Source organism: Pseudoduganella sp. HUAS MS19 (assembly GCF_053615455.1).
This window is the reverse complement of record NZ_CM132133.1, coordinates 1,911,936-1,924,811: the sequence shown is the minus strand read 5'-3', so window position 1 is coordinate 1,924,811 and position 12,876 is coordinate 1,911,936. Positions and strand designations below refer to the sequence as shown.

The window sequence follows — 12,876 nt, the reverse complement described above, 5'->3', positions numbered from 1 at the left end:
GAGTCATGCGCCCTTCGCAGTTTTTTCAAGCTTGCTGCGGCTATAGACGCGGCATTCGTTTTTCTTCCAGCGTCCCTCGCAGACGCGGATACGGCAGCGGGCGGCGTCCTGCTTGCCCTGCTTCTTGCATTGCTCGAGCGCCTTCGGCAGCGATGTACGGGCGTTTGCCGAGGTGTCGTATTTGGCGTGGGCCACCAGGGCTGCCAGCAACTGCAGGTCATTCTCCTCTTCCGCGGATGGCTGCGCGCCCCCCTGCTCCGCTTCCTTGGCCGGCTTTTCTTTCGCTGGCTTACGCACGGTCCTGGTTACCGCTGGCTTGGCCGCGGCAGGCGTGCCGCCCTCCAGCATCTGCTTCAACGATTCCTTCGGCTTGGCGGCAACCGGCGGCAAAGCTTCGTCGATGATGGCCGCGGCTTGCGGCGACGGCGCGTTCAATGCGGCGAGTGGCGAGTTATCCCCAGGTTGCACAATCTCCGCCGCAACTGCGTTGGCAGCGGCCGGTGCTGCGACAGGCGGGGTTGCCGGTGCTGGTAGCGGCGCGGCTGCTGCAGCCAGCGCTTCGGGCGCCGGTTCGCTGTCGCCGAGGGACAGGAACGCCAGGGCGACGCCGACGACTAGCACGCTCACGCCGCCCGCTATCCACCAGTGTTTGCGGCGCGGTGCTTCCACAGCCGGCGGTTCGATTGCTGCCGGGGAAGCTGGTTGATTCTCTAGAGCATTTTGCTGCTCAGCCGAAAGCAGGCTTGGACGGCCTGCCGGTTTCCGGGTTTCGTTGCTTGATGACAATGGATTACTCCTGGCAAAGGTTATCATTAATATACTTTATCCTTGGAGAAAAGGTGCGCACTCTAGGGCATCCCCCTTTAACGGGGGTGCGCACGATTGAAATCAAGGTAAAAGCGGATTATCAGAACTTCAAGATATACTTTCCCGCAAATAATTTATTGCTAAGGCGACACACGCCCGCGATGTTATCAAATTGGTAATTTAGATTCCAGAGGTCAATTGTGGTGTTCGTTGCCGTTGTGCTGTATTTCTTGCTCGCTTGCGCGCTGAGCTGGATGGTCCTGTTCCCTGCCGGGCGGGCCTACGTCTCGCGCCGCCTGGAGTTGGTGGGCAGCCGCTTCCAGCGCCGGGTGCAAAGCATCGCGCGCCGCAGCGGTCAGCAGGCCGGCGCTCTGGGATCGGAATCGGCGATGGCTGTGCGCCAGGGTGGCGACTTCCTGCGCGAGCACAAATGGACCGCGATTGCGGCGCTGGTGATCATGCTGCTGCCGGCGGGAATAGCGTGGATGGCGAGCAGCCGCACCATGGTGGGCGGCTTCGATGCACCGGTACGCGAAGCGAACCAGCAAGTGTCGGCGTTGCTGCAGGGCGAGCAGCTGGTGCCGCCACCTGCCCTGCCGCCAGTGCTTTTCATGACGCCGGAGGTGGAAGTCGTGCGTCCTAACCTGGTGTCGGCAAGCCGCGACTGGGCCTTGCTGGACAAGGAATATTCGCAGCGCTTGCTGCAGGCGTTCCGCATCATGAAGGAGCGCCATGGCTATGACATGGCGCTGCTGGAAGGCTACCGCAGCCCTGAGCGCCAGGATGCGCTGGCGGCCCAAGGCAGCAACGTGACCAATGCCAAGGCCTTCCAGAGCTGGCACCAGTATGGCCTGGCCGCCGACTGCGCATTCCTGCGCGACGGCAAGCTGGTGATCTCGGAGCGGGACCCGTGGGCCATGCGCGGCTACCAGTTGTTCGGTGAAGTAGCGGAAAGCCTGGGTCTGACCTGGGGCGGCCGCTGGAAGATGATGGATTTCGGCCATACGGAGTTGCGTGTGGACGGCGTGAGAAAGAAATAGGAGTAGGAAATGCCGGGAGCACTGATCCTTTTAGGCGATAAGACGACACATAACGGTACCGTGGTCGAAGCCTCGCAGCAAAGCGATAGCGGCGGCAAGCCGGTCGCCTGCATGGGCCACAAGGTCTCCTGCCCGGTGCATGGCGATACCACCATCACCAGCGGCGACCAGACCCTGATCGTCGATGGCAAGCCGGTGGCGCGCCATGGCGACAAGACCAGTTGCGGCGCTACGCTGATCGCGAGCCAGCAGAATACGACGGACGCAGTGTGAGGCAAGCATGCAGAATTGGATGAAACGCAGCTTGCTGGTAGTTGGGGTATTCGCTCTTTGCTGGATTGGTGCGGTATGGTACTGGCGCAGCACTACGCGCATGCCCGACACGGGCGATCTGGCGCTGGCCATGCTGGTCATGCCGCTGACGCTCATCCTGGGTTTCGTAGCGGCACGCAAAACGTTTGCCGGCACGGATGCAGCCACCGCCGGTGCTGGCGGCGCACAAGCTCCAGCAGCACCCGGACTGCAAGCCAGTGGCGGGCAGGAAGGGGCGGCCGGCGCTCAGGGCGCAGCGGGCACGCCGGATGCGGCCGCATCATGGACCCAGTTTGCCGTCGCAGGCACCGCGCTGCGCATGGCGCACGGAGATTCGCCGGCGGAACTGGCGGCCGCCATCGCCGAGGGGGAAGCGCGCCTTGACCTCGATCCTGAACTCACCGATATGCAAGGCTTCCCGCTGCTCGCCGGCCGCGTCGCGGACATTGCCCTGGGGCCGCTGGAGGAATGGCTGTCCACCCTGCAGCCTGCGCCGCGCACGCCATCGGCGCAGCACCTGCGCGCGATGGCGCTGGGCGCCGATATTGCAGCCAACCTCGCCACGCGGGCCAGCGAGTCCGGCAGCGAGGGCGTGCTGCAACTGATCCCGCTGCTGCCCCCGGACTGGCCGGCCACCACCCAGGTCTTGGCTACGCGCTGGCTGGAACTCTCTGTCATCGAAGCCGGCTGGCCGCAAGAGCGCCTGCTCGTGCGCCAGCCTGCCGCGGCGGCACATGCCTCCACAAGCCCCATAGCGCCAGCCCCGGCAACGACGCTTGCCGCGCTGCGCGATGTATCGGTCCAGGCGGCGAACAGCAAGGCGCCAGCACTGAACTTGCTGCTTGCCTGCGGCTCCGATATCGATGCCGAAGCCATCGAGCAACTGTCCCTCAACGGCAAGCTGTATGGTCCGCGCAATCCGAATGGCCGCATGCCGGCGGAAGGCGCGGCAGGTATCCTGCTGCAGTCGCAGAAGGAAGGCGGCGAAGAATTGCGCCTGCTTGCACTGCACGCCAAGCCCGATGCAACGCTGCGCGAACTGGCCGAACAGGCTTTGGCGCAGGCCAAAGGCGGGCAGCCCGCCTATGTTGCCGCCGATACCGACCACCGCGCCGCCCTGATGTCGGACCTGATGCAATGCGTCGAGGCCACTGTCCCAGGCCTGGACGCCAACACTTCGCTGGCCTGCGTCGGCGCAGCCTGCGGCCACACGGGTGCTGTCGGCTCCCTGGCCGCCATTGCGCTGGCCCACGCACAGGCCATGGACAGCGGCAGCCTCGCGCTGGCGCTGGCCAACAGCGACCCAACCCAACGTTACGCCTTGCTGGTCGGCCCGCTCCCGGCCCCGGCAAGTAAAGCGCCATCCCTTAGCTAACCTTGCAAGAGTAGAAAAATGATGCACAGAATCCGGGAAATCCTGACCTCGCGCACCGCATTCCTGATCTACGGCTGGCTTGCCTTCGCGGCATTCCTGCTGGTAGCGGCGGTATTGCTGGAATTGCCATACACCCTGGCCTTTGCCGTACTGGCAGCCGCCCTGCTGCTTGGCATAATGGTCTGGTCATGGCGCCGCTACCGCGCGCGCCGCGCGGCCACCCAGCTGGGCAGCATGCTGGAACAGCAGACCGCCGCCACGCCGTCCAAGGCCGAACCGGCGCCGCGCCACGAAACGGAAGCCCTGCGCAAACGCATGCTGGATGCGATCCAGACCATCAAGACCTCCAAGCTGGGCCTGCGCTCCGGCAGCGCAGCGTTGTACGAGCTGCCCTGGTACATGATCATCGGTAACCCAGCCGCCGGCAAGAGCACGGCAATTGCCAATTCCGGGCTGCAGTTCCCGTTGGCCGGCAGCCGCATCGTGCAAGGCGTGGGCGGTACCCGCAACTGCGACTGGTTCTTCACCACCGACGGCATCCTGCTCGATACCGCCGGCCGCTATGCGGTCAACGACGAAGACCGCGCCGAATGGTTCGGCTTCCTCGGCCTGCTGAAGAAGTACCGCAAGAAGGCGCCAATCAACGGCATCATCATCGCCGTCAGCATCGCCGAACTGACCGGCAAGCGCCCTGAATTTGCCATCGAACTGGCCAAGAACCTGCGCCAGCGCGTGCAGGAACTGACCGAAAAACTGGAAGTGCATGCGCCGGTCTACATCGTCTTCACCAAGGCGGACCTGATCAACGGCTTCACCGACTTCTTCCACGACACCGAAATCGGTGAGCGCGACCGCGTCTGGGGCGCCACCCTGCCCTACCACAAGAACCAGCCGAACGAAGACCTGCTGCGCCAGTTCGATGCTCGCTTCGACGAGCTGTACGAAGGCCTGAAGGAAATGAGCCTGGCCAATATGGCCCTGCAATGGCGCGAGCGCCTGCCGTCCGGCGTGTTCACCTTCCCGCTGGAATTCAACTCGGTCAAGGCGCCGCTGCGCACCTTTATCGCCACGCTGTTCGAAGAGAATCCATTCCAGTTCAAGCCTGTGTTCCGCGGCTTCTACTTCACCAGCGCCCTGCAGGAAGGCGAAGGCGTTTCCGCCACCTCCCACCGCGTGGCGCAGCGCTTCGACCTGAGCCTGCAACGCGAAGAGCACCACGGCAGCGAGCAGCAGCACGGCTACTTCCTGCTCAAGCTGTTCCGTAACGTGATCTTTGCGGACAAGAACCTGGTGGCGCAGTACGCCAGCCCGGCCAAGGTACGCATGCGCTATGCCGCCTTCTTCGGCGCAGTGGCGCTGAGCGGCCTGTTGCTGGGCGGCTGGAGCTGGTCGTACATGGGCAACCGTACCCTGGTGGCCAATGTACAGGCCGACCTGGATAAGGCGGTCAAGCTGCAAAAGCAGCGCCCTGACCTGGCGGCGCGACTGGAAGCGCTGGAAATCCTGCAGGACCGCATCGAGCAACTGGACCGCTTCCGCGACAACCGCCCGCTGTCGGTCAGCCTGGGCCTGTACCAGGGCGCTTACCTCGAACGCAAACTGCGCGAGGAATACTTCGCTGGCGTACGCGAAGTAATGCTGAAACCTGTCGGCCAGTCGCTGGAAACCTTCCTCGGCGAAGTCAATGCCAATGCCGAGCGCCTGCAACCGCAGGTGCGCAATGCCGCTGCAACGCCGGCGGCAGCGGCAGGCGCGGCAACGGCCACCGCCACTGCAGCCACTTCCGCAACCGCGGCGGCAACGCCGGCGCCGGCTGTCGCGGCTGCCGGGCCGCAGCAGTTCAAGGATGCCTCGCCGGAAAACGTGGAAGACGCCTACAACGCACTGAAGACCTACCTGATGCTGGGCGACAAATCGCGCGCCGAAGCGAGCCACCTGAACGACCAGCTGACCCGCTTCTGGCGCGTATGGCTGGAATCGAACCGCGGAGCCATGCCGCGCGAGCAGATGATCCGCAGCGCCGAACGCCTGATCGCCTTCTACCTGTCCGAGATCAATGATCCGTCCTGGCCAACCGTGGACAACCGCCTGGCCCTGGTCGACCAGTCGCGCAATACGCTGCGCGGCGTGGTGCGCGGCATGCCGGCGCGCGAACGCGTCTACGCCGACGTCAAGGCCCGTGCGGCAACCCGCTTCCCTGCCATGACCGTGGCCCGCATCGTGGGCGACCAGGATCGTGAACTGGTCCTGGGCAGCTACTCGATTTCCGGTGCCTTTACCCGGGCGGCCTGGGAAGGCTATGTGCGCGACGCTTTCAAGGACGCCGCCAACCACGAGCTGCAAAGCGCCGACTGGGTGCTGAAAACCGCCGCCAAGGACGACCTGACGCTGGAAGGCAGCCCTGAGCAGATCCAGAAAGCCCTGGTCGACCTGTACAAGAACGACTATGCCAAGGAATGGCAGAAGTTCCTGCAGGGCGTGGCAATCAAGGACCTGAACGGCTTTGAAGCGGCAGCGGCCGCCATGAACCGCCTGGGCGATCCGGTGACCTCGCCGATCTCCAAGCTGATGACCACCGTGTACCAGGAAACCTCGTGGGACAACCCTTCCCTGCTCGATAGCGGCGTGCAGCGCGCCAAACGCGGCATCGGCGACTGGTTCCGCGAAACGATCCTGCGCCAGAAGCCTTCGCAAGTGAACATCAACCTGCCGGCCAATCCGCAAGGCCAGCCAGGCGCAGCGCTGCCGCTCGGTCCTGTCGGCCGCGAATTCTCCGGCGTGGCGCAACTGGTGGTCGTCAAGGACAACAATGCCTCACTGATGCGCGGCTATATGGACAGCCTTGGCAAACTGCGCGCCCGCTTCAACCTGATTCGCAACCAGGGCGACCCCGGTCCCGGCGCCAAACAGCTGATGCAGCAGACGCTGGATGGCAGCGGCTCCGAACTGGCCGACGCCCTGAAATATGTCGACGAGCAAATGCTGGTCAGCATGAGCGATCCGCAGAAACAGGCTATCCGTCCGCTGCTGGTACGCCCGCTGATGCAGACTTTCGCAGTTATCGTGCAGCCGACCGAAGCCGAGATCAATAAGGTGTGGGCGGCGCAGGTGCTGGAGCCGTTCCGCCGCGACCTGCAGACCAAGTACCCGTTCGCAACCGAATCGAGGCAGGAAGCAAGCAATGCCGAAATCGGCCAGGTGTTCGGCCCCGAAGGCGCGGTGGCAAAGTTCTTCAACACGACCATCGGCCCTCTGGTGGTTCGGCGCGGCGACTCGCTGAGCGCCAAGACCTGGGCCAATATGGGCATTACCCTGTCGCCTTCCGTCGCCACCGCCTTCCCGGGCTGGATCGCTCCGCTCAGCGCCAACGGCGTCGCCAACCAGGCCGCCAGCAGCGAGGAAGCGCAAACCCGCTTCGAGCTGCAGACCGTGGCCGTGAGCGGTGTCAGCGAATACACCATCGAGATCGACGGCCAGTCGGTACGCTGGAAAGGCCAGCAACAGCCCTGGGTGCCGATGGTGTGGCCTAACCCTCAAGGCGTGCCCGGTTCGCGCATTACCGCCTTCACGCCGGACGGCAGGAAGGTGGTCGTACTGGAGGAAAACGGCCACTTCGGCCTGAAGAAGATGATCGATGCGGCCCAGCGCAAGCGCCGTCCGGATGGCAGCTTTGAGCTGAACTGGACCAACGGCGGCGTGACTGTCGCGGCCAACCTGCGCATCCTGCCTTCCGTGCAGGCTCCGGTTGCCGCGCCGGTCCAGGCCAGCCAGGGCTTCCGCAAGCTGCGCCTGCCTGACACCGTGGTCGGCACCCCGGCGCCGGCCGGTGGCGAGCCTGCGATCGCCGCAGCAGGAGGTGCGCAATGAGTCGCGCTGCTGCTATCGGTTACTTCGGCAAAATTCCAAGCCGCGCTGATTTTGTAAAAGGCGGCAGCGACCCGAAGATCCTGCAGATGATGGACGACTGGATGGCCCGCTCGATGGACATGCTAAGCACCGACGCGCGCTGGAAGCTGACGTACGACGCCGTGCAGCCGCTGCACTTCGCCCTGTTCGGGCCGCGCCGCCGCGCGGCGATCGCGGGCCATATCGCGGCCAGCAGCGACCAGTCCAGCCGCCGCTTCCCCTTCCTGATGGCGGGCAGCATCGACGTCGACGAACCGACATCCTTCGCTGCCAACAGCCCGCTGGTACTGACGCGACTGTGGAACCGCCTGGAAAACCTGAGCGGCGGCGTCTTGTCCGCCGAGGACGCGGCCGCGCCCTTGCAGGCATTGAACGGCAACACCGTGGAACTGGACACCCGTGCCAGCGCCTACGATGCGGCATTCGCCGACTTCCTCGAACTGCAGACTGTCGGTGGCCTTGATGCCATGCTGGCGCAGGCCGGCTTCACCGGCAGCGTGCGGCAGGTGCTGCTGGCGCTGGGCATCCTGCTTCAGCCGGTCATGGCAAGCAGCTCGAGCCGCCTGGAAAAGAGCCTGGTGCTGCCGCTGCCCACCGACCCGATGTACCGCTACCTGGTGGCGGCGTTCTGGATGCACGTGGTCACGCCGTTCCTGGCGCGCGCCGACTTCGAACTGTCGCTGTTCGTGACCAGACTCGACAGCAAGCCTGTGCTGGTGCTTGGTTTCAGCGGCGCTTCGCCGCAAACCCTGCTGGGCATCATGGACCCGCAAGTGGGCGAAGGCCACCACATCGCCTTCGACGAGGTCGAATGGGTCGAAGACCAGGTCAATGAAGACTATGCGATCCAGAAGGTGTCGGCCTACCTCGCCAATCCCGGACTTTCCCTGAAATCTGCGCACGACTCGCTGCGCACTTCCTTTATCGGAAACTGATATGCGTTACCTCCCCCTCATCCTGCTGTGCGCCGCCTTTGCGGTGCAGGCGCAAGTACCCGGCCAGGTTGTCGCCAGCGGCACCGTGGCCGATGAAGCGAGCAAGACCGCCTTGCTGGCCAAGCTGCGCGAAGTCTATGGCGCCGACAAGGTGCTGGACCAGATCACCATCGGCCAGGTCACCACCCCGGCCAACTGGAACGACTATGTGCAAAAGCTCATTACGCCGGACCTCAAGCAGGTCAGCCGCGGCCAGCTCAAGATCGACGGCACCACCGTCAGCGTGCGCGGCGAAGTCGCCAACGAAGCGCAGCGCCAGCGCATTGCCAGCGACTTTGCCACCCGCCTGAATCCGACCTATACCGTCACCAACGGCCTGCGCGTCTCGGCGGCCGACCAGGGTGTGCTCGATCGCACCCTGGCCAACCGTATCGTCGAATTCGAGAGCGGCCAGGCCGTGCTGACCCCGACCGGCAAGGTCATCCTCGACGAGATGGGCGCGGCCATGCTGAAGCTGAAAGGCCAGAAGGTCGAGATCATCGGCCACACCGACAATGTCGGCCTGCGCACCAGCAACCAGAACCTGTCGCAGGCCCGCGCCGAAGCCGTGCGCAACTACCTGGCCGGCAAGGGCATTCCAGCCGAAACCCTGGTGGCGTCGGGTTCCGGCCCGGATCGCCCGATCGCCAGCAACGACACCGTCGAGGGCCGTGCACGCAACCGCCGTATTGAATTCCGCATGGCGCAGTAACCGAGGAGATATCCATGTTTAACGCAGACACCTTGCTGGCGCCGATTTCGCCGGCACAACCGGCCGGCGACGACCTGTCCTTTTCCAGCGACTTCGACGCCATCGCGCAGGCCCGCCGTTTTGACGACCCATCGCTGGAGCAGGGCGAATGGGTCACCGAACTGAAAGAGGCCGACTGGTCGTTCGTGGTGAAGCGCTGCAGCACCCTGCTGGGCGAAAAGAGCAAAGACTTGCGGGTGGCGGTGTGGCTGGCGGAAGCGGCGGCCAAGCAGCACCGCATGCAGGGCCTGGGCGAATCGTTCCGCCTGCTCGCTGGCCTGATCCGCGAATTCTGGAACAACGGCCTGTATCCGGAGCCCGATGGCGACGATATGGAGCAGCGCGTGGGCAACCTGGCCTGGATCCTGGGCCGCACCCCTACCCTGCTGCGCGAAATGCCGCTCACCGAAGGCCAGGGTACCGCGTTCTCCGCCATCGATTTCGACATGGCACGCAAGCAGGCCAGCCTGCCGGAGCATGCGCGCAACCCGGACTGGCCGAAGCTGGCCGATATGGAAACCGCGCGCGCGCGCAACTCGCCGCGTTTTCGCGAACAGTTCGCGACCGATGCGCGTTACTGCATGGATGCCTTGAAAGAACTGGAACAGGTGTCCGATGAATTCCTGGGCAATGACAGCCCGGGTTTTGCCGCAGCGCGCGACGCCGTGCAGGCGATGATCGATGCGATGCCATCGCATGCGGGCTTGCCAGCGACGGTCGGCACGCCGCTGGGCGTGGCGCCTGTCGGCGAGCAGATCATCATCGCGCAGCCGGTGGCCGGGGTCGTGCAGCAAGCCAGCGGGCCGGTCACCTCGCGCGCCCAGGCCATCACGCAGTTGCGCGAGATTGCCAGCTTCTTCCGCCGCACCGAGCCGCACAGTCCTGTCTCGTACTTCGCGGACAAGGCTGCCGACGCCGGTGAACAGGACCTGCATACCTGGCTGCGCAGCGTGGTGAAGGATTCCAGCTCGCTGCAGCATATCGAGGAGATGCTGGGCATCTCCTCGTCCAACTGATCAGACTACGCTGTAGCTGAAATTGCCCTGCTGGTCGGCCGCCACTTCGATGCGGCCGATCGCACTTCCCTCCGCCATCTTCGCCAGCACCGCTTCCGCAATCTCAGGCAGCAGGGTGCCATTCAGGATATTGTCCACATTGCGGGCGCCGGAATCGACTTCGGTGCAGCGCGCCAGCACGGCTTCCACCAGCGTCTCGTCGTAATGGAAGGCCGCCTTGTGATTGGCGGCCACGCGTTGGCCGATGCGGTCCAGCTTGAGGGTGATGATGCTGGCCAGCACATCGTCGCCCAGCGGGTAGTACGGCACCACCTTCAGGCGGCCCAGGAAGGCCGGCTTGAACGCTTTCACCAGCTGCGGGCGGATTGCCGCTTCCAGCTCTTCGGGCGACGGCATCTCTTCCGCTTCCTTGTTCAGGCATGCCTGCATCATGGTAGCCGAGCCGACGTTGGAAGTCAGGATGATGATGGTGTTGCGGAAGTCGATCTCGCGGCCTTCCGCGTCATCCATCACGCCCTTGTCGAATACCTGGAAGAAGAGTTCCAGCACGTCCGGATGGGCCTTTTCCACTTCGTCCAGCAGCACCACGCTGTACGGGTTGCGTCGCACCGCTTCGGTCAGCACGCCGCCTTCGCCGTAGCCGACATAGCCTGGCGGCGAGCCTTTCAGGCCGGAGACGCTGTGCGCTTCCTGGTATTCGCTCATATTGATGGTGACCATCTTGCGCTCGCCGCCGTACAGCGCGTCGGCCAGGGCCAATGCGGTTTCGGTCTTGCCGATGCCCGATGGGCCGACGAACAGGAAGACGCCTTTCGGCTTGTTCGGGTCGTCCAGGTTGGCGCGCGCAGTGCGCACGCGCTGCGCCACCGCTTCAATGGCATGTGGCTGGCCGATCACGCGCTCTTCCAGCGCCGGACGCAGTTTCAGCACAGCCTGGATTTCGTCTTTCACCATCTTGCCAAGCGGGATGCCGGTCCAGCCGGCGACGATCTCCGCCACCACGTTGCCGTCGACCTGCACCGGCACCATGGGCGCTTCGCCTTGCAGCGCACGCAGTTCCTTGAGCAGGGCCTGGATGTCGTGTGCCTGGCTGGCGGCGCCGCCGGCGTCGTCGCCCGCCTGGCCGGCGGCAGCCTTCTCGACGTTGGCACGCGCTTCGCCGATCTGGGCGGCGATGGCCTTTTCCTGCTCCCAGCGCGCTTGCAACGCCGCCAGCTCCTCCTGGGCAGCGGAGCGGAGGCTAGCGAGCTCCTGCAGGCGTTCCTGGTGCGCGCCGCCGCCAGCAAGCTCGCGCTCCAGCGCGCTCGTTTCAGCGGCCATGCGCTCCAGGCGGCGCTGCAGCGATTCAATCAGGGCCGGCGTGGCACTTTGGCCCAGCGCCACCTTGGCGCAAGCGGTATCGAGCACGCTGATCGCCTTGTCGGGCAACTGGCGGCCCATGATGTAGCGATGCGACAGGCGCACCGCTTCGGTGATTGCTTCGTCGAAGATGCGCACATTGAAGTGCTGCTCCATCAGCGGCGCCATGCCGCGCAGCATGGCGCAGGCTAGTTCCTCGCTTGGTTCCTCGACCTTGATCACCTGGAAACGGCGCGCCAGCGCGGCATCCTTCTCGAAGTACTTCTTGTATTCGCCCCAGGTGGTGGCCGCGATGGTGCGCAGTTCGCCGCGCGCCAGTGCCGGCTTGAGCAGGTTGGCCGCATCGTTCTGGCCGGCCTGGCCGCCGGCGCCAATCATGGTGTGCGCCTCATCGATGAACAGGATGATCGGCGTCGGGCTCTTGCGCACCTCGTCGATCACGTTCTTCAGGCGGTTCTCGAACTCGCCCTTGACGCTGGCGCCGGCCTGCAGCAGGCCCATATCCAGGGTGTGGATGGCCACGCCTTTCAGCACGTCGGGCACGTCGCCCTGCGCGATACGCAAGGCCAGCCCTTCCACCACGGCGGTCTTGCCGACACCGGCCTCGCCGGTCAGGATCGGGTTGTTCTGGCGGCGGCGCATTAGGATGTCGATGGCCTGGCGAATTTCCGCGTCGCGGCCGATCACCGGATCAACCTTGCCGGCACGCGCGCGCTCGGTGAGGTTGGTGGTGAACTGGTCCAGCGCCGGGGTCTTGCCCGCCGGCTGCTGCATTTCGCCGACCGGATCGCCACCCAGGGCGCCCTCGCCGCCCGCGCCGGCGGCGCGCGTGGCGGCTGCCGCCTCGGCCTCTTCCGAATTGGCGGCCAGCTTGTCCAGGTGGTGCTTGATATCGTCCGCTTCAAAGCGGTGGAACAGGGCCGAGCTGCGGTATGCCAGCTGGGACAGCTCCGCATCGGTCAGCATGGCCTGCAGCAAGTGGCCGCTGCGGATGAACACTTGCTGGCCGGCCTGCAGGTCGAGCGAGGCAATCAGCCAGGCATGCTCGAACAGCTTCGGCAGGCGCGCCGAGAACACCGGGGTGCGTGCGTTGCCGCTGCGAAAGCGCGCAATCTCGGCCTGCAAGTCCGATTGCAGGCGGCTGGTGTCCACTTCGAAGTGGCGCGCCAGCGCCACCATGTCGCTGCGCGGATTCTCCAGCAGCGCCAGCAGCAGGTGCTCCTGGTCCACTTCATACTGGCCGAGGCCGACGCAAATGCTGGCCGCGCGGGTAGCCGCATTGCGGCAGGTGTCATTCAGTTTCCCGATCAGGGTTTTCAGGTTGATGCTCATCGAG

The 12,876-nt window shown here is 64.8% G+C and carries 9 protein-coding genes; 7 read left to right on the top strand and 2 right to left on the bottom strand.

From position 1 onward, the window contains the following. Window positions 1-3: 3 nt before the first annotated feature. Window positions 4-627 (bottom strand): hypothetical protein, encoded by a 624-nt coding sequence (locus ACWBU6_RS08805; RefSeq protein ID WP_452648429.1) that lies wholly within the window; start codon window positions 625-627, stop codon window positions 4-6. Between the two features lie 380 nt (window positions 628-1,007). Here ACWBU6_RS08805 and ACWBU6_RS08800 point away from each other — a divergent pair, with 380 nt between their 5' ends. The 7 genes from ACWBU6_RS08800 to tssA are packed head-to-tail and all read left to right on the top strand — an operon-like array spanning window position 1,008 to window position 10,181. Continuing rightward, window positions 1,008-1,847: a M15 family metallopeptidase gene (locus ACWBU6_RS08800; protein ID WP_452648428.1), complete on the top strand. Its 840-nt coding sequence runs from the start codon at window positions 1,008-1,010 to the stop codon at window positions 1,845-1,847. Between the two features lie 9 nt (window positions 1,848-1,856). Next, window positions 1,857-2,120 (top strand): PAAR domain-containing protein, encoded by a 264-nt coding sequence (locus ACWBU6_RS08795; protein WP_452648427.1) that lies wholly within the window; start codon window positions 1,857-1,859, stop codon window positions 2,118-2,120. A 19-nt stretch (window positions 2,121-2,139) separates the two neighbouring features. Continuing rightward, window positions 2,140-3,534 carry a hypothetical protein gene (locus ACWBU6_RS08790; RefSeq protein ID WP_452648426.1) on the top strand — a complete coding sequence of 465 codons (1,395 nt, stop codon included), beginning with the start codon at window positions 2,140-2,142 and terminating at the stop codon, window positions 3,532-3,534. Between the two features lie 21 nt (window positions 3,535-3,555). Continuing rightward, window positions 3,556-7,401, top strand: coding sequence for a type VI secretion system membrane subunit TssM (tssM, locus tag ACWBU6_RS08785; protein WP_452649546.1), 3,846 nt, complete (start codon window positions 3,556-3,558; stop codon window positions 7,399-7,401). Next, window positions 7,398-8,375, top strand: coding sequence for a type VI secretion system-associated protein TagF (tagF, locus tag ACWBU6_RS08780; protein WP_452648425.1), 978 nt, complete (start codon window positions 7,398-7,400; stop codon window positions 8,373-8,375). The genes tssM and tagF overlap by 4 nt, the downstream gene beginning before the upstream one ends. A 1-nt stretch (window position 8,376) precedes the next feature. Next, a complete protein-coding gene (locus tag ACWBU6_RS08775) occupies window positions 8,377-9,126 on the top strand; it encodes an OmpA family protein (protein ID WP_452648424.1) in 750 nt (249 codons plus the stop codon). A 14-nt stretch (window positions 9,127-9,140) separates the two neighbouring features. Further along, window positions 9,141-10,181, top strand: a complete 1,041-nt coding sequence (tssA, locus tag ACWBU6_RS08770; protein WP_452648423.1) for a type VI secretion system protein TssA — start codon at window positions 9,141-9,143, stop codon at window positions 10,179-10,181. On the opposite strand, the gene tssH is transcribed toward tssA, so the two are convergent. Continuing rightward, a complete protein-coding gene (tssH, locus tag ACWBU6_RS08765; protein ID WP_452648422.1) occupies window positions 10,182-12,872 on the bottom strand; it encodes a type VI secretion system ATPase TssH in 2,691 nt (896 codons plus the stop codon). Window positions 12,873-12,876: the final 4 nt, after the last annotated feature.

Coding starts and splice junctions, on each gene's coding strand:
- ACWBU6_RS08795 (WP_452648427.1), top strand. CDS start 1,857: ATGCCGGGAGCACTGATCCTTTTAGGCGATAAGACGACACATAACGGT.
- ACWBU6_RS08790 (WP_452648426.1), top strand. CDS start 2,140: ATGAAACGCAGCTTGCTGGTAGTTGGGGTATTCGCTCTTTGCTGGATT.
- tssM (WP_452649546.1), top strand. CDS start 3,556: ATGCACAGAATCCGGGAAATCCTGACCTCGCGCACCGCATTCCTGATC.
- tagF (WP_452648425.1), top strand. CDS start 7,398: ATGAGTCGCGCTGCTGCTATCGGTTACTTCGGCAAAATTCCAAGCCGC.
- ACWBU6_RS08775 (WP_452648424.1), top strand. CDS start 8,377: ATGCGTTACCTCCCCCTCATCCTGCTGTGCGCCGCCTTTGCGGTGCAG.
- tssA (WP_452648423.1), top strand. CDS start 9,141: ATGTTTAACGCAGACACCTTGCTGGCGCCGATTTCGCCGGCACAACCG.
- tssH (WP_452648422.1), bottom strand. CDS start 12,872: ATGAGCATCAACCTGAAAACCCTGATCGGGAAACTGAATGACACCTGC.